Annotated in this window: 20 protein-coding genes and 1 tRNA gene; 9 read left to right on the top strand and 12 right to left on the bottom strand. The window is 62.7% G+C overall.

Annotation, left to right across the window (positions count from 1 at the left end):
* Window positions 1-64: 64 nt before the first annotated feature.
* The 3 genes from KHP60_RS18510 (at window position 65) to KHP60_RS18500 (ending at window position 4,315) form a co-directional block, all read left to right on the top strand.
* Window positions 65-928, top strand: a complete 864-nt coding sequence (locus KHP60_RS18510) for a type 1 glutamine amidotransferase (RefSeq protein ID WP_213565800.1) — start codon at window positions 65-67, stop codon at window positions 926-928.
* A gap of 872 nt (window positions 929-1,800) precedes the next feature.
* Complete coding sequence (locus tag KHP60_RS18505) at window positions 1,801-3,093, top strand: adenylosuccinate synthase (protein ID WP_213565799.1); 1,293 nt, start codon at window positions 1,801-1,803, stop codon at window positions 3,091-3,093.
* Window positions 3,094-3,127: 34 nt separating this feature from the next.
* The gene (locus tag KHP60_RS18500; protein WP_213565798.1) at window positions 3,128-4,315 is read left to right on the top strand and encodes a histidine kinase; all 1,188 of its coding nucleotides are present in this window, start codon (window positions 3,128-3,130) and stop codon (window positions 4,313-4,315) included.
* Between the two features lie 72 nt (window positions 4,316-4,387).
* Here the strand turns inward: KHP60_RS18500 and rpoH are convergent, their stop codons facing one another.
* Together rpoH and KHP60_RS18490 are read right to left on the bottom strand one after the other, a co-directional pair.
* Window positions 4,388-5,278, bottom strand: coding sequence for an RNA polymerase sigma factor RpoH (gene rpoH, locus KHP60_RS18495; protein ID WP_213565797.1), 891 nt, complete (start codon window positions 5,276-5,278; stop codon window positions 4,388-4,390).
* 186 nt (window positions 5,279-5,464) lie between these two features.
* Entirely contained in the window at window positions 5,465-6,463 is a 999-nt protein-coding gene (locus KHP60_RS18490) for an RluA family pseudouridine synthase (RefSeq protein ID WP_213565796.1), read from the bottom strand.
* Between the two features lie 95 nt (window positions 6,464-6,558).
* Between KHP60_RS18490 and KHP60_RS18485 the strand changes: the two genes are divergently transcribed.
* Window positions 6,559-6,634: transfer RNA gene (locus tag KHP60_RS18485), tRNA-Glu, on the top strand.
* Between the two features lie 164 nt (window positions 6,635-6,798).
* On the opposite strand, the gene KHP60_RS18480 is transcribed toward KHP60_RS18485, so the two are convergent.
* From KHP60_RS18480 to KHP60_RS18460, 5 genes are all read right to left on the bottom strand, one after another.
* A complete protein-coding gene (locus KHP60_RS18480; protein ID WP_213565795.1) occupies window positions 6,799-7,209 on the bottom strand; it encodes a hypothetical protein in 411 nt (136 codons plus the stop codon).
* Window positions 7,210-7,776: 567 nt separating this feature from the next.
* Complete coding sequence (locus tag KHP60_RS18475) at window positions 7,777-7,941, bottom strand: hypothetical protein (RefSeq protein ID WP_213565794.1); 165 nt, start codon at window positions 7,939-7,941, stop codon at window positions 7,777-7,779.
* 110 nt (window positions 7,942-8,051) lie between these two features.
* Window positions 8,052-9,389 carry a TRAP transporter large permease subunit gene (locus KHP60_RS18470; protein ID WP_213565793.1) on the bottom strand — a complete coding sequence of 446 codons (1,338 nt, stop codon included), beginning with the start codon at window positions 9,387-9,389 and terminating at the stop codon, window positions 8,052-8,054.
* Entirely contained in the window at window positions 9,389-9,973 is a 585-nt protein-coding gene (locus KHP60_RS18465; RefSeq protein ID WP_213565792.1) for a TRAP transporter small permease subunit, read from the bottom strand. Before KHP60_RS18465 ends, KHP60_RS18470 begins: the two co-directional genes overlap by 1 nt.
* Before the next feature lie 111 nt (window positions 9,974-10,084).
* Complete coding sequence (locus KHP60_RS18460; RefSeq protein WP_213565791.1) at window positions 10,085-11,221, bottom strand: TRAP transporter substrate-binding protein; 1,137 nt, start codon at window positions 11,219-11,221, stop codon at window positions 10,085-10,087.
* Window positions 11,222-11,576: 355 nt separating this feature from the next.
* Here KHP60_RS18460 and KHP60_RS18455 point away from each other — a divergent pair, with 355 nt between their 5' ends.
* Both KHP60_RS18455 and KHP60_RS18450 read left to right on the top strand, forming a co-directional pair.
* Complete coding sequence (locus KHP60_RS18455) at window positions 11,577-11,957, top strand: hypothetical protein (RefSeq protein ID WP_213565790.1); 381 nt, start codon at window positions 11,577-11,579, stop codon at window positions 11,955-11,957.
* A 24-nt stretch (window positions 11,958-11,981) separates the two neighbouring features.
* The gene (locus tag KHP60_RS18450; RefSeq protein ID WP_213565789.1) at window positions 11,982-12,524 is read left to right on the top strand and encodes a DUF2243 domain-containing protein; all 543 of its coding nucleotides are present in this window, start codon (window positions 11,982-11,984) and stop codon (window positions 12,522-12,524) included.
* Here KHP60_RS18450 and KHP60_RS18445 read toward each other — a convergent pair.
* The 3 genes from KHP60_RS18445 to ggt form a co-directional block, all read right to left on the bottom strand.
* Window positions 12,499-13,689 (bottom strand): O-succinylhomoserine sulfhydrylase, encoded by a 1,191-nt coding sequence (locus KHP60_RS18445; RefSeq protein ID WP_213565788.1) that lies wholly within the window; start codon window positions 13,687-13,689, stop codon window positions 12,499-12,501. The genes KHP60_RS18450 and KHP60_RS18445 overlap by 26 nt on opposite strands.
* 84 nt (window positions 13,690-13,773) lie before the next feature.
* Window positions 13,774-14,679, bottom strand: a complete 906-nt coding sequence (gene rfbD / locus KHP60_RS18440; protein ID WP_213565808.1) for a dTDP-4-dehydrorhamnose reductase — start codon at window positions 14,677-14,679, stop codon at window positions 13,774-13,776.
* Between the two features lie 64 nt (window positions 14,680-14,743).
* Window positions 14,744-16,498 carry a gamma-glutamyltransferase gene (gene ggt, locus KHP60_RS18435; RefSeq protein ID WP_213565787.1) on the bottom strand — a complete coding sequence of 585 codons (1,755 nt, stop codon included), beginning with the start codon at window positions 16,496-16,498 and terminating at the stop codon, window positions 14,744-14,746.
* A gap of 188 nt (window positions 16,499-16,686) precedes the next feature.
* Between ggt and KHP60_RS18430 the strand changes: the two genes are divergently transcribed.
* Window positions 16,687-16,917 carry a hypothetical protein gene (locus tag KHP60_RS18430; RefSeq protein ID WP_213565786.1) on the top strand — a complete coding sequence of 77 codons (231 nt, stop codon included), beginning with the start codon at window positions 16,687-16,689 and terminating at the stop codon, window positions 16,915-16,917.
* Between the two features lie 150 nt (window positions 16,918-17,067).
* Window positions 17,068-18,396 carry an MFS transporter gene (locus KHP60_RS18425; RefSeq protein WP_213565785.1) on the top strand — a complete coding sequence of 443 codons (1,329 nt, stop codon included), beginning with the start codon at window positions 17,068-17,070 and terminating at the stop codon, window positions 18,394-18,396.
* Here the strand turns inward: KHP60_RS18425 and KHP60_RS18420 are convergent.
* Window positions 18,348-19,376 (bottom strand): transglycosylase SLT domain-containing protein, encoded by a 1,029-nt coding sequence (locus KHP60_RS18420; protein WP_213565784.1) that lies wholly within the window; start codon window positions 19,374-19,376, stop codon window positions 18,348-18,350. The two genes, KHP60_RS18425 and KHP60_RS18420, sit on opposite strands and share 49 nt — an antisense overlap.
* 627 nt (window positions 19,377-20,003) lie before the next feature.
* Here KHP60_RS18420 and KHP60_RS18415 point away from each other — a divergent pair.
* Window positions 20,004-20,861, top strand: coding sequence for an ABC transporter substrate-binding protein (locus KHP60_RS18415; RefSeq protein WP_213565783.1), 858 nt, complete (start codon window positions 20,004-20,006; stop codon window positions 20,859-20,861).
* A gap of 11 nt (window positions 20,862-20,872) precedes the next feature.
* Here KHP60_RS18415 and cobU read toward each other — a convergent pair whose 3' ends face one another.
* The gene (gene cobU, locus KHP60_RS18410) at window positions 20,873-21,418 is read right to left on the bottom strand and encodes a bifunctional adenosylcobinamide kinase/adenosylcobinamide-phosphate guanylyltransferase (protein WP_213565782.1); all 546 of its coding nucleotides are present in this window, start codon (window positions 21,416-21,418) and stop codon (window positions 20,873-20,875) included.
* Between the last annotated feature and the right edge of the window lie 5 nt (window positions 21,419-21,423).

Genomic DNA, 21,423 nt, shown 5'->3' with positions numbered 1-21,423 from the left:
ACAATTGCGCTTGCCGCTGTGCGCCGTTCGGCTAAACCGGCACGAAACGAAGCGGGTGACACGCATGGCCTTACGGTTTCTGGTGGTTGAGGGCAATACGCGGGGTGCAAGGCAGGCCCACAGGGAAGCCTATGGACTCACGCTCTCGGAATCCTATGCGGAGGTGATTCACGGGATCGAACGCGATGCCGTCTGCGACATCGCCTTTCCGACGGACGAGGGGGCGAACCTGCCGGATGCGGCCGGGCTCGAATCCTATGACGGCATCGTGCTGACCGGCTCGCATCTCAACATCTACGACCGCACGCCCGACATCCTGAGCCAGATCGACCTGATGCGGGCGGTCTATGCGTCCCGCACCCCGTCCTTCGGCTCCTGTTGGGGATTGCAGGTGGCGGCCGTCGCGGCGGACGGGGACGTGCGGCCCAATCCGCTCGGGCGCGAAGTGGGCATCGCGCGCAAGCTCACGGCCACCGAGGCGGGCCGCGCCCATCCTCTGCTCGAGGGGCGTCCTGCGGTCTATGACGCGCCCGCCATTCACCTCGATGTGGTCACGGTCCTGCCGGGCGACTGCACAGTGCTGGCGAGCAATGCCATCTCGCCGGTCCAGGCCGCCGAAATCCGCCAGGATGGCGGCGTGTTCTGGGGCGTGCAGTATCACCCCGAGTTCTCCCTGGGTGAGCTCGCGGCCATCCTGAGCCGCCGGACGGACATCCTCGTAAGGGAGGGCTTCTGCCGGACGACCGAAGAAGCCATCGCCTATGCGCAGGATCTGTCCGCCCTCGACAGGGACCCGTCCCGCTTCGATCTCGCCTGGCGGCACGGCATCGATGCCGAGGTCCTCGACCCCCATCATCGCACCCGCGAGATCCGCAATTTCATCGAGCACCGCGTGAAGACGCGAAAGAGCGCGCGCGGACGGGCGTGAGGGTGCCGCTCTGCCAAGTGCGAGAGTACGAGTGATGTGCCATGTGATCCCGGGCGAATGCGCCGAGGGAAGGGGATCCACCGAGTCGTTGAGGGTGCGAGTGGATCCCTTCCCCATGACGCGTCCCTCCGGGAGTGGCGCCGTCCATGGTCATGTTGGTCACACCCTCTCCATCCCGCGCCCGCCTTGGTCCCGCACCCGCCTTCGTCCTGCACCTGCCTTCGTCACCCCCTCTGCCGTCATGGCCGGGCTTGACCCGGCTATCCCGATGCTGTGAGGCGCGGCGCTTCTCTTTATCGGGATCACCGGCACAAGGCCGGTGATGACGAGGGAGGGAGGAGTGAAAGGCTGTGGCTCATCCGGCGTCGTCCATCATCCCGTCGCACCCCTCCTCCTGCGGTCATGGCCGGGCTCAGTCCCGGCCATCCCGATCGGACGAGCGTCACGTTACACTCTTCGGGATCATGGGGGCTGAGCCCCGGATCAAGTCCGGGGCTGGTGATGACGTGGACGGTGTGGACCCTTCATGAGCCAACTTCTCAGCATGAGGAAGAAAGGTAGCCGACAGGGATCATGGGGATGAAGTAAGGCACGCATTGTCAAAACTCCTCACGGTGAAGCTCCGACTTCGCGGCTTCAGGCTGATCCGCTGCATTGGGAGGGAAGATGAGCCATATCCCCTCGGCGAACGATGCCGTGCCTTCTGCCCCGGTACGACGCAAAATCATATTCCCGCCCTTCACGACACATATGATCGAGGGATCGAGGCTCATTCCGCCTTGACCTGAGGCGCGCGATCCACGATGAGGGTTTGCAAGGTTTTTACCCAACCCTGGCCTTGCGCCGGGGTTTTTTTATGTGAGGCTTGAGCGATGGCGAACGTGGTTGTCGTGGGCGCCCAGTGGGGCGACGAAGGCAAGGGCAAGATCGTCGATTGGTTGTCCGAACAGGCGGACGTGGTCGTGCGGTTCCAGGGCGGTCACAATGCCGGCCATACCCTCGTGATCGGCGACAAGGTCTACAAGCTCTCGCTCCTGCCCTCCGGCGTTGTGCGCCCCAACAAGCTCTCCGTCATCGGCAACGGCGTCGTGCTCGATCCGCATGCGCTCGCCGGAGAGGTGGAGCGCCTTGCCGAGCAGGGCGTCTCGATCACCCGTGACAACCTGCGGGTCGCTGAGAACGCCACGCTGATTCTCTCCATCCACCGCGAGCTCGATGCGCTGCGCGAAAGCGGCAGCGCCGGCACGAAGATCGGCACCACCAAGCGCGGCATCGGCCCGGCCTACGAGGACAAGGTCGGCCGCCGGGCGATCCGGCTCATGGACCTCGCCGATCTCTCGGCTCTGCCCGAGAAGATCGAGCGGCTGCTCACCCATCACAACGCGCTTCGTCGCGGCTTCGGCCTCGACGAATTCGAGCCGAAGGCGATCTATGACGAGCTGGCTTCCGTCGCGCCCAAGGTCCTGCCCTACATGGACGCCGTGTGGCGCCTGCTCGACGAGGAGCGTCGCGCCGGCAAGCGCATCCTGTTCGAGGGCGCGCAGGGCGCGCTGCTCGATGTGGATCACGGCACCTATCCCTTCGTCACGTCTTCCAACACGGTGGCCGGCCAGGCGGCGACCGGCTCCGGCCTCGGCCCGGGCGGCGTCGGCTACGTGCTCGGCATCGCCAAGGCCTATACGACCCGCGTGGGCGAGGGGCCGTTCCCGACCGAGCTGTTCGACGAGACCGGCGAGCTGATCGGCCAGAAGGGCAAGGAGTTCGGCGTCGTGACGGGCCGCAAGCGCCGCTGCGGCTGGTTCGACGCCACGCTGGTCCGCCAGACGGTGCGCACCTCCGGCATCGACGGCATCGCGCTCACCAAGCTCGACATTCTCGACGGCTTCGAGACGATCAAGATCGGCGTCGGATACAAGCTCGATGGCGAGACCATCGACTACTTCCCGGCAAGCCAGGGCGCTCAGGCGCGCGTCGAGCCGATCTACGAAGAGATCGAAGGCTGGAGCGGTTCGACCGCAGGAGCGCGCTCCTGGGCTGACCTCCCGGCACAGGCGATCAAGTATGTCCGCCGGGTGGAGGAATTGATCGGGGCGCCTGTCGCCGTGCTCTCCACCTCGCCGGAGCGTGACGACACAATCCTCATGAAGAACCCCTTTGAGGGTTGACGACGGAACCACGGCGGGTCATTCCCAAAGATAAATGGCAGATTATTACCCTCTCATCGCACGAGCCGTCGAAGGCTTGCCAGAGCAGACGCCCGACAAGCGGCACGCCGTCTATGAGCGTGCCCGCACGGCTCTGATCGCGCAGCTGCGTACTCTCGACCCGCCTTTGAGCGAGGCGGAGATCCAGCATGAGGGCCGTTCCCTCGACGAGGCCATCGCCCGAGTCGAGGCGGATTACACCGTGCCTTCGGCCGGATTCGATCCGGATGCCGTCTCGGGCATGCCGGCCGACGACCAGCCGGCGCCCGAGGGATCCCGGAGCGCAGGCTCGGTTCATGGCTTGCGCGCTCCCGCTCCTCAAGCCGGCGCGGACGCGGAGGAGCGGCCCGGAGACACTTACGCCGAGCCGGCGGTCGCGCGGCCCAAGATCGACAGCCGACCGCATCCGGCCATGCAGGGCAAGGGGCGAACCCGGACCATCATCTTCGGATCGGTTCTGGCGCTCGTGATTGCGGCGATTGCCGCCTTCGCCTTCCTGTGGCGCGACAAGCCCGAGGATCTGGCTCCCGAAACGCCGGTCGCCGAAGCGCCGCAGCCGGCTCCTGCCGATTCCAAGATCAACGAGCGCGTCGGCGGTCAGGCTCCTCCCGCGACCGCTCCTGCGCCCCGCCAGGAGACCGGTGTGGTGCAGCGCGCGGTCTTCTATGAGGAGGATCCCACCAATCTGCAGACCCCCAAGGCGCAGGTCGGGCGTGTGACGTGGCGTCTCGAAGATGTGAATCCCGGTCAGGGCCAGCCGCTCGAGAAGGCGGTCAGCGCACAGATCGAGGTGCCCGATGCCGGGCTGACGATGCGCATGGTGCTGAGGCGCAACCTCGACGCGACGCTGCCCGCTTCCCATACGGTCGAACTCACCTTCACCACCCGCGAAGGCGACGCGAACCGTGTCATCCGGGACGTGGGCCTGCTGCAGTTCAAGGATGAGGAAGCCGCCCGGGGAACTCCCGTTGCCGGACTTCCGGTGCCGGTGCGCGAGAACCTGTTCCTGATCGGCCTTTCCAACCTGCAGGTGGATGTGGCGCGCAATACCCAGCTGTTCGTGCGCCGCAACTGGATCGACCTGCCGGTGCGGATGGCATCCGGCCAGCGCGCGATCCTGAGCTTCGAGAAGGGCGGCTCCGGCAGCCAGATTCTCAACGACGCCTTCAATCAGTGGCAGTAAGAGGAACCGGCCCCTGACAACAAAAAGCCGCGCTCGATGCGCGGCTTTTTCATGAGTTCATGTCGATTGATTTCAAGCGTCGGCCGAGGAAGTCTCGATCTGGGTCAGGTTCTTCTTGACCGCTTCCTGCACCTTCTCGAAGGCCCGCACCTCGATCTGGCGGACGCGTTCCCGCGACACGCCGAACTCGGTGGAGAGCTCTTCAAGCGTGATCGGATCGTCCGACAGGCGGCGCGCCTCGAAGATGCGGCGTTCGCGCGGATTGAGGACGGAGAGCGCGGAGCGCAGGGCGGTCAGACGGTTCTGGCCTTCCTCCTCCTCGACGAGCACCTGCTCCTGGCTCTGGCCCTGATCGACCAGCCAGTCCTGCCATTCCCCACCGCCTTCGCCTTCATCGCGCAAAGGGGCATTGAGGGAGGCGTCGCCTCCGAGCCGGCGGTTCATGTCGACCACGTCCTGCTCGGTCACGCCGAGCTGGGTGGCGATCTGCTTCACGTGATCGGGGCGAAGATCGCCTTCCTCGAACGCGGAGATGCGGCCCTTCGCCTTGCGCAGGTTGAAGAACAGCTTCTTCTGGTTCGCAGTGGTGCCCATCTTCACGAGGGACCAGGAGCGTAGGATGTATTCTTGAATCGCCGCCTTGATCCACCACATGGCATAAGTGGCGAGGCGGAAGCCCTTGTCGGGCTCGAAGCGCTTGACGGCCTGCATCAGGCCGACATTGCCTTCGGACACTACTTCGCCGATCGGCAGACCATAGCCGCGATAGCCCATGGCGATCTTGGCGACCAGGCGCAGGTGGGATGTCACGAGCTTATGGGCCGCTTCGCGATCTCCATGCTCACGCCAGCGTTTGGCGAGCATGTACTCCTCATGCGGCTCGAGCATGGGGAAGCGACGGATCTCGTCGAGATAGCGCGAAAGGCCCCCTTCATTGGCAAGCACCGGAAGCGCTGCAGCCATATCTTCTCCTCCTTTGGCTCCCTCACCACGAGGCAAGCCTGGGGCAGCCCCCCTCCATGGCCGGCCGCCCTGCCCCTATATAAGCGGTTCGACCTTGTCCGAATAGAGGCATCAGGCTTCAAGACGTGGTGAACGCCCCAGAGTCGCAAGGGTGCCAGCGTAACCTGATTTTGCGACCGATTGACGCTAAATTTCAGCCCGCAAAGCCTGGAGGAGCGCAGCCATATCCGCGGGAAGTGAGCTCTCGAAACGCAGGAATTCTCCGCTGCGCGGATGCTCGAAGCCGAGGATCGCGGCATGCAGGGACTGTCGATTCAGGGCGTTCAACGCTTCCTTCTGCGGCTCCGAGAGGCGGTTCGCCTTGGTCTTGAAGCCGGAGCCGTAGGTCGCATCGCCCAGGAGGGGGTGGCCGAGATGGGCCATGTGAACCCGGATCTGGTGCGTGCGGCCCGTCTCCAGCTCGCATCGGACCAGGCTCGCGATGGGATTGGCGGGAGGCAAGCCTTCCATGACCTCATAATGGGTGATGGCATAACGGCCGCGATCCTCGCTCACCACGACGATTTTCTCGCGGTTGTGCGTGCTGCGGGCGAGCGCTGCCTCGACGGTCCCCCGTCGCCGCTCGGGCACGCCCCAGAGGATCGCCAGATAGGCGCGCTCCAAGGGGCCGGTGCGGCCGTGATCGGCGAACTGAGCCGCGAGCGCCTGATGAGCGAGGTCGTTCTTGGCGACCACCAGCAGGCCCGACGTGTCCTTGTCGAGGCGATGGACGATGCCGGGCCGCTTCACGCCGCCGATCCCTGAGAGGCTCTCCCCGCAATGGGCGATGAGGGCATTCACCAGAGTGCCGGAATCGTGCCCGGCCGCCGGGTGAACCACGAGACCCGGCGGCTTGTCGATGACGATCACGTCGTCGTCCTCGTAGACGATCGTGAGATCAATCGCTTCGCCGGCGGGCTCTGCCGGAACGGGCGGCGGCACTGTCAGGGTGATCCGAACACCGCCTGCCACCTTCCGGTTCGGATCGAGGATCGGCACGTCGTCGACGGCAACTCGACCGTCACGAATGAGCGCCTGCAGGCGGCTCCGCGATAGATCCGTCTGAAGGCGCGCCAGCACGCGATCCAGCCGCTCGGCTGTCGTGCCGTCTTCCAAGAGCCATTCCTGTTGGGTCGTGTCGTTCACCGCATCCTCTTTTGACCTGGGCCGTTCGCTTTTTTCAGCAAAAGGGCTTGAAGGGATTCGGAAGGGTGGTTATACGAGCGGCCTCAACCTTGCTAGCTCCCTTCGTCTAGCGGTCTAGGACGTCGCCCTCTCACGGCGAAAACAGGGGTTCGAGTCCCCTAGGGAGCGCCAAAGGTTTCAAGTGCTTAGCCCCGCCCGTGCGGGGCTTTTGCTTTTCTGGACATGGGTGATCCAGCTGTACTCGAAAGAGCCGCAGGCTTTGCAGGCGTGAATTGAGACTTGCCGATGGCCGTGATGGTTCCGGGGCGGCAGCCCGCCGCCCGTCGGCATGCCTTTTACTCGGCGGGCGTCAGGCGCGCCGTTTGTGACGGCGCGGCGTTACGTGCCGGTCTGAAGACGAAGTAGGCGAACAGCACCATGGCGGCCAGCACGATCAGCGATGCGATCGCGGCAACCGGATCGAAGGCGGCGTAGCCGAGATGAAGGGCGGCGACGGCGACGGTCAGGATGACGGTGCCGATCGACCAGACGATGACCTGGACCAGGGCCAGACGGCTCGTATCGAGAACCGGACGGCGCTCGTAATAGATGCCGAAGAGAAACAGGGACACCCAGCCAAGCAGGTTGAGATGAGCATGGGCTGGCATAATCGAATGATCTTGCGATGCGGCCATTCCGATTCCCATGGCCATGCCGGCGATGACGAACAGAACGGCGAGTTTGAAGCTCAGCGAAGAAGCGGTCATAAAGGTCCTCCGGAAAGTATTCCCTGATAATCTTTTGTTATTTCTACTACAGCCGCGAGCACGATGTCCGATGTGTGGAAAATCACAACTGATAATTCGCGGGTATTCAGTAGTAAAACACTGTAATATTACATTTCTTCCGGGTGACGATCCAAGTCTTATGCCGTGTCTGCGACGAGGGTAGGTTCGATAAAGGAGCGGCCCGCAAAGCGGGCCGTCGCAGCAACTTTTCAATAAGAGGTTAGCTGCGTTGGGTAACCCGCTCTTTGCGGGAACTCGATGTCTTCTGCTTCTGACCTTTCACCTTCTTCCAAGATGGTCTCTTGCAGGCGTTGCTGGCCAACGCGATGCTTTCAACGTTTCATGCAGTCCTGTGATTTCGAGTTTCCGGGATCCGTTTTCTCCAAACCTTCTCGCTGATCGTTCCCGTTCAGGCGCCGATCGCTTGCGGAACGATCGTCTCGGACCCGGTGATGGGAATTGCTCTCGACTGGAGGCACGATGCTGGTATTCACGCTCCGCTCGGCCAAGCCCTGAGCGTGGTCCTCGGCCTTGCCGGCCATGGCTTCACCCGTTGCTTTGAATATCGCTGCGGTGGGAGCCGGCTTCCATGCCTTGCCGGTCCTCGAGAGCATGCTCGCAACGCTCCACATGGCTTGCCGCACGCTGCTGCATCTCCTGAGCGTTATGGCAAGGGTTCTCGATCTCCTGATGGCAGAACTGGCATTTCATGATGGCCTCCTTTTGCAGCATGAACAGGAGGCCAACGTGGAGGTGAAGTCAGGGTTCCGCTCCTCGAATATCCGCTTTATGGCGAAGCTTCGGGTGTCAGTTCTTCAATCTCAGCCATAGAGATAACGCGGCAGCCAGAGGCCGATTCCCGGGAAGATGTAGAACATCGCCATGGCGACGATGACGAGGAGCAGGAACGGCATCACACCCGCGAAGATCTCGTTGATGCTCACATGCGCCGGCGCGATGCCCTTCAAATAGAAGGGCGCCATGGCGACCGGCGGCGACAGGAATGATGTCTGAATGTTGAGCGCAATCAGAATGCCGAAGAAAATCGGATCGATGCCGAAATTGTCGAGAAGCGGCAGGAAGATCGGCACGAAGATGACGACGATCTCCGTCCATTCCAACGGCCAGCCGAGCACAAAGATGATCACCTGCGTCAGGATGAGGAACCAGAACGGCGAAAGGTTCAAGCTCGTGACGAAGTGTTCGATCGGCTGATGTCCGCCGAGGAAGGCGAAGATCGACGAGAAGATGAAGGAGCCCACGAAGAGCCAGCACACCATGGCCGATGTGCGCGCAGTCAGGATGACCGATTCCTTCAGCTTGCCGAACGAGAGCGACCGGTACGCAGCCGCGAGCAGAAGACTGCCGAGAGCTCCCACGGCGGCCGCCTCGGTCGGTGTCGCGATGCCAAAGAAGATCGCGCCGAGAACGGAGAGGATGAGCAGCGCCAGCGGGAAGAACGAGGTGCCGAGCGACCAGATGATTTTGACAAGCGGGACCTTGCGCTGTTCCGCCGGCAGCTTGGGTGCAAGGCTCGGATTGATGGCGCAGCGGATGAGCACGTAGAGCATGTAGAGTCCGGCGAGCATCAGGCCCGGGAAGAGGGCGCCGGCATAGAGCTTCGGCACGGACACGCCGGCGGTCGCGCCGTAGAGGATCAGCATCACGCTAGGCGGGATAAGAATGCCGAGGCAGCCGCCGGCGCAGACCACTCCGGCTGAAAGGCGAACGTCATAGCCGGCGCGCAGCATGGCCGGAAAAGCGAGAAGGCCCATGAGGGTCACGACCGCGCCGACGATGCCCGTCGCGGTGGCGAACATGGCACAGGTTATCAGCGTCGCGATGGCGAGCGAGCCGGGAAGCCCGCCGACGGCGATCTGGATCGAGTGGAACAGGCGATCGAGAATATTCGCTCGCTCGATGATGTAGCCCATGAAGACGAAGAGCGGGATCGCGACGAGTGTGTCGTTCGTCATCACCGAATAGGCGCGCTGCACCACGAGGGCGAACACGATGTCGCCCATGGCGAAGTAGCCGAAGCCGAAGCCCAAAGCCATCAGCGTGAACGCGATGGGAAATCCGAACATGATGAAAACCACGAACAGGCCGAGCATCACCACGCCCAGTTCGGGATTCCCCAGCCCCCATGATGCCAGCATCAGATAATTCCCTTCGTAAGGCCTTGCTGTTCGGCCTGTTCGAGAATGAGCTTCTCGGTTTCTTCGACGTCATGAAGCCGCGGCGGCCACTCTCCTTGCCGCAAGCACGTGATGCAGCGGATCACCTCCGCCACGCCCTGGAACGCCATCAGCACGCCCACGATCGGAATAAGCGCCTTGAACGGATAGATCGGTGGGCCATTGGGCGAATTCATCGAATGCTCGTTCATGAGCCACGACATCTGGGAGAATGGGATGCCGGCATAGATGAGAGCGAGGATCCCGGGGAAGAAGAACAGGAAATAGAGCACAAGGTCCAATCCCGCCTGCCGTCGAGGAGGCCAGTTGCGGTAGAGGAAGTCGCCTCTCACGTGACTGTTGCGGGCGAGCGCATAGGGGCCCGCCACCATGAAGAGCAGGCCATAGAGCATGTAGCTCGCATCGAACGCCCATTCTGTCGGAGCCCGCAGCACATAGCGCGAGAAAACCTCGTAGCAGACGGCGAAGGTCAGAGCCACGATCGACCAGGCGACCGTTTTTCCGATAAAGGTGTTGATGCGGTCGACGAAATAGACGAAGCGCATGGATCGAAGCCCTTTCACGAGCCTTCGGAACATATCGCGAGGGCGGCACGACAATGCCGCCCCCGGTTTGAACGGAGCCTTTCAGACGAGAGCAGCCCCCCGCGCCATTCTTCAGGTCGTCTTGAAGAAGTGGTCGTAGGCCATATCGCGGGAGGGTTCGTTGAGGCGCTCATAGGCGTAGGTGCGCTGCACCCATGCCTTCTGGCTGTCGATCACCTTCTTGAAGAACGGGTCCTTGGAGAACTCGTCGATGACCTTGTTCCAGGCGTCGAGCTGGGCCTTCAGTACGGAGTCGGGCGTCTTCGCCACCTTGACGCCACGAGCGCGGATAGCCTCGAGATCCTTCGAGTAGCGGTCGAGCGCCTTCCAAGACATGTCCGCCGATTCCGACTCGGCGGCATATTTGATGATGGCCTTCAACTCGGGCGCAAGCGCATCGTACTTCGTCTTGTTGAAGATGAGCTCGAACGTCTCGCCGGACTGGTGATAGCTCTGAAGCATCAGGTTCTTCGAGACGTCGGGGAAGCCGAGCACCAGGTCCGAGGATGGGTTGTTGAACTCGGCACCGTCGATGACGCCGCGCTCCAGGGCCGGCACGATCTCGCCGCCCGCAAGGATGGTCACCGCAGCGCCAAGCTGGCGGTTGAGATCGGCGGCAAGCCCGACCGTGCGGTACTTCAGGCCCTTGAAGGCATCGGCGGAGGTTACTTCGCTCTTGAACCAGCCGAGGGGCTGGGCGGGCATGGGGCCCGATACGAAGCCGACAATGTTGAGCTTCAGGATCTGGTTCTGCAACTCATTGTAGAGATCGTACCCTCCGCCATAGTTCATCCAGCCAAGGAACGAGTTGGCGTTCCAGCCGAAGGACGGGCCCGTGCCGAAGAGCGCGAAGGCCTTGTTCTTGCCGTACCAATAGGCGGCCACGCCATGGCCGCCATCAAGGATGCCCGCATGGACGGCGTCCTGGAGCTGAAAGGCGGGCACGACCGCGCCGGAGGCGAGGACGTCGATCTTCAGACGCCCTCCCGACATGTCATTCACACGTTTGGCGAAGTCGTTGCAGAACTCGTGGAAGATGTCTCGGTTCGGCCAGGTCGATTGAAATTTCCACGTGGCCGTCTGGGCTCTGGATATCTGGGGAGCAGCAACCGTTGCTGCCGCCCCCAGACCGGCCACCTGCAGGAACCGGCGGCGCGACTGTTTGGATGAATTCGGAGTCTTCGATGCAGACGTATTGTCTTTCTTCACAGCTTCCTCCCTCGCCCCTCTTTATTATGAGGATCGCGTTTTCTTGTGTCCGAACGCGTAATTCCTTGATCGATGGTGCGTCATTTTGGCAGGCCGTGCAAGTGGGGGTCGATGAAACCTGGGGCGTGCTGCATCCGAGAGAAAGTTTTACTTTCGAACACCATGCAGATGCTACGACGTTAGTCGTAGGCGCTTTGCCATGCAGACGACGTCAGGAGGAAGGATTGAGATCCTGAATCAGGAACCATGAGCCCTGTGGCCTGTTCACTTTCATGCGTGACGACACGCAATAGTTAGGGTGCCTCGAAAAAGGAAACCGGGTTCTTCTTTCGAGTGTCTCCGAATGGAGATTCACATGAAGAGTGCTTTCATTCTGGCTGCCGGTCTTGCTCTTTTCGCGACAGGGGCTTTCGGTCAGGAATCATCACGCGATCGTGACGACTTCAACCGTGGAAGTTGGCGTGAGAATCATGACGGGTGGGACCGCGACAGGGATCGCCGTCGCGGCTCGAGCATGCGGGACGATGACGATGACGATCGGAATGAGCGTTCCGAGCGTGGGGCTCACTTCTTCCTGCGCAGCGGCGACACGCAGCTTCGCGTCGTCTGCGGCAGCCGGGAATCGACCCAATCCTGTGTCGATGCGGCCTTGCGCATGTTCGATCGCGTCCAGTCTCAGCAGGGAACGACCACCAGGGCACCGACAACTCCGGCTCCCTCTCAGCCGCCTCAATAAATACGGTTTAGGGCTCGGGACACCATGGACCGCAAGATCTCTCGAGACAGCGCAAGCTTTCCTGTTTCAGCCGGCATCTTCTTCGGCCTCGGCCTCGGTGGCTTCTTCGACGGGATCGTCCTGCATCAGCTGCTTCAGTGGCATCATTTGGTCACGGATGCCGGCTATCCGCCCGACAGCCTTGAGAACCTGAAGGTGAACACGTTCTGGGATGGGCTCTTTCATGCGCTCACCTACGCGTTCGTCGTCATCGGCCTGGCGCTTCTCTGGCGGGCCGCGCGGCGCACCCATATCCGCTGGTCGAGCAAGCTGCTCTTCGGCACGCTCCTGATCGGCTTCGGTCTGTTCAACGTGGTCGAGGGCCTCGTCAACCATCAGCTTCTCGGCCTTCATCACGTCAACGAAACCGTGCCTCGGGAGCAGTGGATCTATTGGGACCTGGGCTTTCTGATCTGGGGCGCCGCGATGTTGCTCGCCGGCTGGCTTCTCTTGCGCTCAGGTCAACGTGAGACCGGCTCCGTGCAGCAGGAACGGGCTGCGCTCACGCGCACTCGAGAGCACGGGTGAGATCCGCCAGCAGATCGTCGCGGTGCTCCAGTCCCACGGAGAGGCGCACGAGCCCGTCCGGAATGCTCATCTCGGCCCGCTGCTCGGCCGTGAAGCGCTGATGGGTAGTCGTTGCCGGATGGGTGACGAGACTTTTCGCATCGCCCAGGTTATTCGAGATCCGGATCAGTTTCAGCGCATTCAGAAACCGGAAGGCACCGGCCTTTCCACCCTTCACCTCAAGGGCGATCATGGTGGAGGCGCCGCTCATCTGGCGCCGGATCAGCTCGGCCTGGGGGTGGTCGGGACGCCCCGGATAGGTCAGCCGCTGAAGCTTGGGATGATCGTGGAGAGCATCGGCGAGGTAGCCTGCGGTTGCCGTCTGCCTCTCGACGCGGAGGGGAAGCGTCTCCAATCCTTTCAGGAGCACCCAGGCATTGAAAGGCGAGATCGACGGGCCCGTCATGCGTAGGAATTGCTGTACCTTCGTCTCGATGAACTCGGTGGACGCCAGGATGACGCCGCCGAGACATCGACCCTGTCCATCGATGTGCTTGGTCGCAGAATAGACAACGCAATCGGCCCCGAGCGCCAGGGGCTTCTGGAAGAGCGGGGTGGCGAAGACGTTGTCGACGGTCAGTGTCGCGCCTGCCTCGTGTGCGATGGCCGCGACGGCGGCGATGTCGATGATATCTAGGCCCGGATTGGTCGGCGTTTCGAGAAGAAAGGCCTTCGTCTCCGGTCTGACCGCCTCGCGCCATTGGTTGAGATCCGCTCCATCGACGAGGGTGCAGCCGACGCCGAAGCGGGGCAGGAGATCCTCTACGACCCACCGGCAGGAACCGAAAAGGGCACGCGCCGCAACCACGTGGTCGCCGGCCTGAACCTGCCCGACCATGGCGGCCGTCACTGCGGCCATGCCGCTCGCCGTCGCACGGGCCGCCTCGGCTCCTTCGAGAGAGGCGATGCGCTGCTCGAAGGCGTCGATCGTGGGGTTGGAGTAGCGGCTGTAGCTGTAGCCGGGCTCCTCGTTCAGGAAGCGCCGCTCGGCACTCTCCGCGCTTTCGTAGATGAATCCTTGGGTCAGGAAGAGCGCTTCCGACGTCTCGCCGAAGGGCGTGCGTTGAGAACCGTCGTGAACGAGGCGGGTTTCCAGATGATGATCGGGGTGTTGAGGCGAGGTCATGAATCGATCCTACGATTGTTCTTTAAAAAGAACAATCGTCTTCTTTCGCGGAAAGTTTCACAATTTCCTTCTCCGATCCCGCCCTCAGCGAGCGACTTCCTTGCGGGCCTCCTCGATCAGCCGCTTGACGCAGGGCTCCAGGGAGGAGCGCCAGGGCGGGAGAACCACCCCATGGGATTCCTTCAGCTTGCTGCAGTCGAGCCTGGAATTGGCGGGCCGCTTCGCCGGCGTCGGGTAATCCACGGTTGCGATCGACCGGACCTTCGCCGACGGGCCGCCGAAACGGGCCGAGAGGGCGAAGATCTCCGCGGCGAATTCCGCCCAGCTCGCAAAGCCCGTTCCCGTCATGTGGAACAGCCCTCGCAGGGTTCGGTCCTCCGGCTTTTCGAGCAGATTGCGCCCGACCGCGAAAATGCCGTCGGCAATATCGAGGGCGCTTGTGGGCGATCCGTATTGATCGCCCACCACGCCGAGCTCCTCGCGGTCGGCGGCGAGGCGCAGCATGGTCTTCACGAAATTCTTGCCGAAGGGGCTGTAGACCCAGGCGGTGCGCAGGATGACGTGGTTCTCCGCCTCGGCAGCCACGGCCTCCTCGCCCAGAAGCTTCGAGGCGCCATAGGCGCCCAGCGGAGAGACCGGATCGTCCTCCCGGTAGGGGCGGTCGGCCGTGCCATCGAAGACGTAATCGGTGGAGAGATGGATGACGGGCACGTTCATGGCGGCTGCTGCGCCGGCCACGACGCCCGCGCCGATGCCGTTGATGGCCTCCGCCAGTTCCGGATCCGATTCCGCCTGGTCCACGGCCGTATAGGCGGCCGCATTCACGATGAGGTCGCCGCCGGTTTCGATCAGGGCGTCCTCAATGCCTGACGGATCGGCGAGATCGAGCTTGGGGCGGCCGACGAGCACCGCCTGCGCGCCATGAGCCCGCGCACGTTCCGCGAGGGCGCGCGCGACCTGCCCCTCCTTGCCGACGACGATGATACGCATGGACACTCGCGATCCCCTTTGGTGGTGCGGGCGGCCCTATCGGAACAGAACCGCCGAGGCAAGATCAGTTGCCAATGGCAACGCCTTCGCGGCGGCTGTCAGCGCCGCCGACCAGTCCTGCCGGCGTCACGACGATAGCATGAATGCCGGAATTCTGGTCGATCAGCTTGACCTCGTGGCCCTTCGCTTCCAGTGCAGCTTTCCACCCTTCCGCTTCCGTTCCGGCCTCCAGCTCGGTGGGGCCGTTGCGGCTCCCCACATTGGGAAGATCGGCGGCGACCTGAGGATCGAGCTTCCAGTCGAGAATGCCCACGAGGGTCTTGGCCACGTAGTTGATGATCAGGCTGCCGCCCGGCGAGCCCACGACCGCATAAAGCTTGCCGCTGCCGTCGAGCACGATGGTCGGCGCCATCGACGAGCGCGGCCGCTTGCCGGCTTCGACCCGGTTGGCGATGGGCTTGTCGTCTTCCGTCGTCGCGAAGGAGAAATCGGTCAGCTCGTTGTTGAGCAGGAAACCGCTCTTCGTCATCAGCCTCGAGCCGAAGCCGTCCTCGATCGTGGTCGTCATCGAGACCGCATTGCCGTTGCGATCCACGATGGAGATGTGGCTCGTGCCGAACTCGATGCCGTCCGATGCGCCCCACAGGAAGGTCTTCTGGAAGGGCGGATCGCCAGGCTTCGCCTTGCCCATGGACTTGTTCGGATCGACGAGAGCCGCACGGCTCTTGATATAGCCGGGATCGGTCAGGCCCTTGACCGGCACGTTCACGAAGGCGGGATCGGCCAGGAAGAGCGCCCGGTCCGCATAGGCCAGGCGGCCCGCTTCGGCGATCCAGTGGATCGCATCCGGTCCGGGCTTGAGAGACGCCATATCGTGCGTTTCAAGAACGCCCATGATCTGCTGCACCGCGACCTGCCCCGAGCTCGGTGGGCCCATGCCGCAGATCCGATAGGTCCGATAGTTCCCGCACAAAGCATCACGCTCCTGGACCTTGTAGCCCTTCAGATCGTCCAGGGTCATGTCGCCCGGGTTCATGGCATGGCCGGTGACGGTCGTGACGATGTCCTGCGCGATTTCGCCCGTGTAGAAGGCATCGGCTCCCTTGTCGGCGACGGTGCGCAGGGTTTTGGCGAAGGCTGGATTCTTGAGAACGGTCCCCACCGCTTTCGGCTTGCCATCGGCCTCGTAGAAGTAGGCGCGTGCCACCGGATCGTTCTGGAGGTATTTCTCTTGCGTGAGAAGGCCGTTGAGGCGCGGCGAAATCGCAAAGCCTTCCTCGGCGAGACGTGCCGCCGGTTCGATCACCTGAGGCCAGGAAAGCTTGCCCCAGTTCCTGTGCGCGGTTTCCAAGAGGCGCAGTGTGCCCGGCACGCCGACCGAGCGGCCACCCAATACGGCATCGTAGAATTTCACCGGCTTGCCGTCAGGTCCGAGAAATCGTTCGGGCTTGGCTGCGGCAGGGGCCGTTTCGCGCCCGTCGAGCGTTGTCATGGTCCTTCCGTCCCAGAAAACCATGAAGGCGCCGCCGCCGATGCCGGAGCTCTGGGGTTCGACGAGATTGAGAACAAGCTGAACGGCAATCGCCGCATCGACGGCACTGCCGCCAACGGCCAGAATTTCCCGGCCTGCTTGCGCTGCCAGGGGATTGGCCGCGGCAACCATGTCTTTCGTCGCCATCCCTGAAGGCTTGAGCGTGCGCCCGGTAGGAGCCTCTGGAGCAGGCGCGAGAGCTTGGGCGAAAGCCGGTAAAGACAGGGGAAGGCTCGCGAGAAGGCTAAGACCAAAAAGGCCTCGCCGCAGAGCGCTCTGGATCGTCATTATCGTGCTCCCTCTTCGTCGTTGAATCCGGCGGAATAAGAGGAGCCTAACAAAGGATCGTCCCTTTGCGCCACTTCCCTCGACTCGATAAAAAGAAGAAATTCTGCTTTTGCTGCGCTGCAATATCACACTCCTGTCACTCTTTTCCTGCAGGGTGCGATTCGTGAAGCGAACAAAGGAGCAGGGACATGTACTCATATAATCTGTTCCAAAGTACGCAACCGGACGGGCTTGTCTGCGCTGTTCCGGAAGAACGCTCGGTTCCCTCTTTCGTCGTCGGGCCGCACTGGCAATTCGGCGGGCGGATCGAGAGCCAGGAAGCCCCCCTCGGCTTCGACCGGAAGGCCGCCATGGAAGGCGTTCGGTTTAACGGTTTCTATCTTTTCGCCAGCTTCCAGAAGGACCGTCCGGGCCGGTAGGGTCTGGCGGCCCCTCGGCATGCCCGGCGCAGGCATGCCGGACCGACTAAAGAACATCGCCACGATTCGGATCGACTCTTGATCTTGGGCAGCACCTGCTTTCTATCTTGCTGATCTTTGCGCCCGCCGCTTTGCATCATCGATTCGATTGTGAACTCCTCCCTCGCTCTTATCTGGACCATCACGGCAGCAACCACCTTGCTGCAGGCCGGCAATGGCCTGCTTCAGGCGCTGATGCCTCTGCGCATGCAGGCCGAGGGGATCTCCGTTGCCTCCATCGGCATTGTGGCAGCGGCTTACGGGCTGGGCTTCTCGACGGGCTGCTTCCTGGCTCCGAGCTTCATCCGTCACGTGGGCTACATCCGGGCCTTCGCCAGCCTCGCGGCCATGGTGTCAGTCCTGGTGCTCATCATGACCCAGGCCCATTCCACTCTGGCGTGGATCATCCTGCGTGGGCTGACGGGCGTGACATTGGCCTGCATCTTCACCGTCACCGACGGATGGATCAGCGCGCGCGCCACATCGAGCCATCGCGGGCGGATTCTGTCGATCTACATGATCTGCACCAAGGTCGCCCTGATGCTGTCTCCGCTCGGCATCGGCTTCGGAGACATCCGCACGGATGGATTGTTCATGGCGGTGAGCGCGCTGATCACGCTCTCGCTCCTCCCGATTGCCGCAACGACAACGAAGGAGCCGGCCGCCCCGCAGGGGGTGCGGATCGAAGTTCGGAAGCTGTTCGCGGCGGCGCCGTCCGCCGTGGTCGGGGCCTTTGTGGTCGGATTGGTCAATGGCCCTGTCATCGCGATCACGCCCGTCTTCGGCGTCAGCATCGGATTGGGCCAGGATCAGGCGGCCGCCCTTCTGTTCGCCTTGCAGGCCGGCAGCCTCGCAATGCAATGGCCGCTCGGGTGGCTCTCGGACCGGGCGGATCGCCGCTATGTGATTGCCGGTCTGGCTGCAGGGACAAGCCTTGTTTCGCTGCTGATCCTGTGGGCGAGTGCGCAGGGCGCGAACCTGCTGATCCTTTGGTCCTTCGCAGCCTGGGGCGGTTTGGCCCTATGCATCTATTCCGTCTGCGTGGCCCATGCCTGCGATATCGTGGATCCGGGGCAGATCGTCTCCACCGTGGGTACTTTGCTGTTTTCCTGGGCCGCCGGTGTCACTGTCGGCCCTCTGCTCGGGGCGGCCGCGATGGAGATGACGGGGCCGAGGGGGCTGTTCATCTACTCGGCCGTAGCCTCGCTTGGGCTCGTCGTCTTCATCGTGATGCGGATCCTCCAGGTGCAGCGTTCGCCTGCCAAGGGAGGCTTTGCGGATATCGCGCCAACCAGCTCTGCCGCGGCGGGCCTGACACCTCGTGCGGAGATCGATACGGTTGCGGATCAGGCTCCGGCGTCAAACAATTCGCGCGAGGCGGAAGAGCCCGATCAGAAGGCTGACGCGTCTGCCGTCGCCCGGGCCGATACTGCCTCGTAGCGATTGAGGCGCTTGTCGATCATGTCGTCGATTCTGTCGTAGACCTCGGCCACGCTGAGCTGGCGGCTCTTCTTGCCGTCCTTGGTGAAGAACAGGGACTTGTTCGACTTTGCAGCAGCCGGGAAGGCATCGGGCGCGCTTTTCTTGGGCGTGTCGTCCACCAGTGCGATGAACTTGCTCGCGCTGTCGACCCCGAAGAAGTGGGACAGGTAGAACTCCGATCGGCTCAGCCTGCGCCCGAGCTTCGTCTCGATCTTCGCCTTGTCGCGCTTCATCATCTCAGCGGCCATGAGGGCGGAGATGTAGGGGTTCCGGCGCAGGCCGAGGATGTGCTGGCGCATCGCTCCGTCTGTGACGTCGATCTTCGCACCCGAGCCGACGATCGCTTGCGCTTCTGCGATCAGGCCATGCAGCGGGCCGAACGATCTCACGGCCTCGAGCCATGTACTGGAAATGAACTGGAACAGGCCAACGGCCGAGGATGTCGAAGCTTTGTTGCCGGGCAGGAAGCTCGATTCCTTGTCCGCGAGGGCCATCATGTACACGGGATCGGCACCCGTCAGCTTGGAGGCCCGCAGGATCGTGTCGACGATCCAGACGGGAACGCGCATCTCTTCGAATTCCATGAACTCCGTGAGTTCGCGGGAGACGGGTTCCTCGTCCTTGCTGCCGCCCGAAGCCGACGCATCGGACAGAGGGATTGTCAGGATGATCTGCTTCTGCAGTTCGGCAGGAGACGCCTCCACGGGCGCGACCGGGACGATGGCTTCGAGCGGATCGGCCAGGGCTACTTCCCCAGCGGACGTCGTGGACGGCATCGCCGATTGGGCGGGCGGCACACGGATGGCGTTTTGACTGGCAGCGAGAGCCGACGGGAGAGGCGTCCACGCCTCGGCAGCCGAGGCGGAGCGCGTGTGGACCGCCGTACCGATGGCGATCGTCAGGCAAGCACCGAAACCGAAGCACTTGGTGAGGTCCAACAGGGTTCTTCCACCCTGCAAGCGCGAGCGTTGGCGGGATACGATACGGTCCTTGAGTCCGCTCTTCGCTTCATTTTTAAGGCAAATGGCCGTCTGCTGGCATGCGTCCTGAGACGCTGTCAGAGCGATTTGCATACGGATAAACCCCCAGAAATGCACCGCTTCTCCGACAAGGCGGGGACACGGTCGTTCTTCGTTTAACAGGGGCAAGTATGTGATAGGTCGATATGTCCAGAATAGGTCAGCTTGGCGTTAAAATTTCGATTATGTTCCAGGGTGCGACCATTCGCGCTTGTTTATTGATAGATGTTCATCTTCAAAGAGGCCTTGTTTCTCAAGGAAACTCTTAACCTGTAACGCTTATGACTGACGACGAGATGACGCAGGGTTAATAATACGATTTGATGAGGCGGAAATAGCCTGCTTTATTGAGGTATCGCAACGTAATACTACGATCTTTGATCGGAAAGATGTCCGGACGAGCTGAAACTCCGGTTGCGCCATCAACTCAAGCGATCCTTCGGGAGGGCGGTATTCCATGCCGGGCGGGCCCCAGAGTGGGTTGTTGCCTCTCCCAATTCCATTCCCCGGTGATAAAGAAAGTGCGGGCCGCAGACCGAAAGCACTATGATGCTCCACCGACACGCCGGTTGCCATGCAGCGTTGGTTCTGCTCGCGTGCCTGGCGGCTTTCATCGCCGGGGCGGCGCAGGCCCAGCCCAGGCCGTCGCGGGTTGCGTCTCTCAACCTCTGTACCGATCAGCTTCTTCTGGCTCTCGCCGATCGCGGGCAGATCCTATCCTTGAGCCGTCTCGCCCAGGACGACTCGATCTCGTTTCTAGCCCATCAGGTCGCCGGGCTGCCCATGAATGACGGAAGTGCCGAAACGATCCTGTTCGAGAGGCCGGACCTCGTACTGACGGGCACCTATGGCCAGCAGGAGCAGATCGCTCTTCTGCGACGGCAGGGGCTGGAGGTGCTGCCCCTCGGGCCCTGGGCGGGCCTTGAGGATGGGCGTGGGCAAATTCGCGCCCTGGCCCGTAGGCTGGGACATCCAGATCGCGGCGAGGCTCTGATCACCCGGATCGATGCGGCCCTGGAGCGGGGGAGGGGGATCGTCCCAGACAGGCGCAGCATCCTGGTTTATGAACGAGGCGGCTGGGTCCTGGCCCCCCATTCACCGCTCAGCGAGATCCTGGTTCACATGGGCTTCAGGCTGCATCAGGAGGCTTTGGGACTAGACCAAGGCGGGGTCGCGCGCCTCGAATCCATCGTCACGGTGCCGCCGGATTTCATGCTCGTCGATGCGGCTTCAAGCCGGGCGGTCGACAGCGGTACGGCGCTCTTCGCGCACCCGGCCCTTGCAGAGGCCGTACCCCCAGAGCGGCGCCTGGCGCTGCCTCGTCGGCTTACGATCTGCGGAGGGCCCTCGACGCCTGTCGCGATCAACATGTTGAGCAACACGGTTAGGGCCAAGGTGCGCTGATCGGGACAAGCCTATCCCAGCCGCAGTTGCAGGGGAGGGGCCGGCTTGAGGAGGATCGGGCAGCCCGCCGCGACGAAGACGACCGCATCGCACGCCTCTGCAATCCGTTGATTGAGGCGGCCCTGCTCGTCCCGGAACCTCCGCCCCAAGGGTGTCGAGGGCACGATGCCCTGTCCGACCTCGTTCGAGACCAGGATGAGCGGGCCTCGTGCATCCCGTACCGTCTCAACCAGCCGGCCCGCCGCACGGGCCAGATCATGCTCGGCCAGGACGATGTTGGAGAGCCAGAGCGTCAGGCAATCGACCAGAACGGCTTTTCCAGGAGCCGTCTGCGCCTGAACCGCTTGTGCGAGATCCAGCGGAGCATCCACTGTTCGCCAGGAACCGTCGCGCTCGGCTTGGTGCTGCGTGATGCGCTCGCGCATCTCATCGTCGAAGGCCTGGGCAGTCGCGATGTAGATTCGCTCGGACGATGCGCTCTCGGCCAATTGCAGGGCGGTACGGCTTTTTCCGGAGCGTGCTCCGCCCAGGACCAGGACGCGGCGATAGACGGTCATGATCG

The sequence above is a fragment of the Microvirga sp. 3-52 genome, assembly GCF_018383585.1.
Classification (GTDB): Bacteria; Pseudomonadota; Alphaproteobacteria; order Rhizobiales; family Beijerinckiaceae; genus Microvirga.
Note: the sequence above shows the minus strand (reverse complement) of the source record. Positions and strands in the feature narration are given on the sequence as shown.

What these genes read in the sequence shown, in the direction of transcription:
- rfbD (WP_213565808.1), bottom strand. Translation starts at nt 14,679, where the DNA reads ATGCGTATCATCGTCGTCGGCAAGGAGGGGCAGGTCGCGCGCGCCCTC.
- KHP60_RS18500 (WP_213565798.1), top strand. Translation starts at nt 3,128, where the DNA reads ATGGCAGATTATTACCCTCTCATCGCACGAGCCGTCGAAGGCTTGCCA.
- KHP60_RS18480 (WP_213565795.1), bottom strand. Translation starts at nt 7,209, where the DNA reads ATGACCGCTTCTTCGCTGAGCTTCAAACTCGCCGTTCTGTTCGTCATC.
- KHP60_RS18505 (WP_213565799.1), top strand. Translation starts at nt 1,801, where the DNA reads ATGGCGAACGTGGTTGTCGTGGGCGCCCAGTGGGGCGACGAAGGCAAG.
- KHP60_RS18475 (WP_213565794.1), bottom strand. Translation starts at nt 7,941, where the DNA reads ATGAAATGCCAGTTCTGCCATCAGGAGATCGAGAACCCTTGCCATAAC.
- KHP60_RS18445 (WP_213565788.1), bottom strand. Translation starts at nt 13,689, where the DNA reads ATGACCTCGCCTCAACACCCCGATCATCATCTGGAAACCCGCCTCGTT.
- ggt (WP_213565787.1), bottom strand. Translation starts at nt 16,498, where the DNA reads ATGACGATCCAGAGCGCTCTGCGGCGAGGCCTTTTTGGTCTTAGCCTT.
- KHP60_RS18465 (WP_213565792.1), bottom strand. Translation starts at nt 9,973, where the DNA reads ATGCGCTTCGTCTATTTCGTCGACCGCATCAACACCTTTATCGGAAAA.
- KHP60_RS18450 (WP_213565789.1), top strand. Translation starts at nt 11,982, where the DNA reads ATGGACCGCAAGATCTCTCGAGACAGCGCAAGCTTTCCTGTTTCAGCC.
- rpoH (WP_213565797.1), bottom strand. Translation starts at nt 5,278, where the DNA reads ATGGCTGCAGCGCTTCCGGTGCTTGCCAATGAAGGGGGCCTTTCGCGC.
- cobU (WP_213565782.1), bottom strand. Translation starts at nt 21,418, where the DNA reads ATGACCGTCTATCGCCGCGTCCTGGTCCTGGGCGGAGCACGCTCCGGA.
- KHP60_RS18470 (WP_213565793.1), bottom strand. Translation starts at nt 9,389, where the DNA reads ATGCTGGCATCATGGGGGCTGGGGAATCCCGAACTGGGCGTGGTGATG.
- KHP60_RS18430 (WP_213565786.1), top strand. Translation starts at nt 16,687, where the DNA reads ATGTACTCATATAATCTGTTCCAAAGTACGCAACCGGACGGGCTTGTC.
- KHP60_RS18415 (WP_213565783.1), top strand. Translation starts at nt 20,004, where the DNA reads ATGATGCTCCACCGACACGCCGGTTGCCATGCAGCGTTGGTTCTGCTC.
- KHP60_RS18455 (WP_213565790.1), top strand. Translation starts at nt 11,577, where the DNA reads ATGAAGAGTGCTTTCATTCTGGCTGCCGGTCTTGCTCTTTTCGCGACA.
- KHP60_RS18510 (WP_213565800.1), top strand. Translation starts at nt 65, where the DNA reads ATGGCCTTACGGTTTCTGGTGGTTGAGGGCAATACGCGGGGTGCAAGG.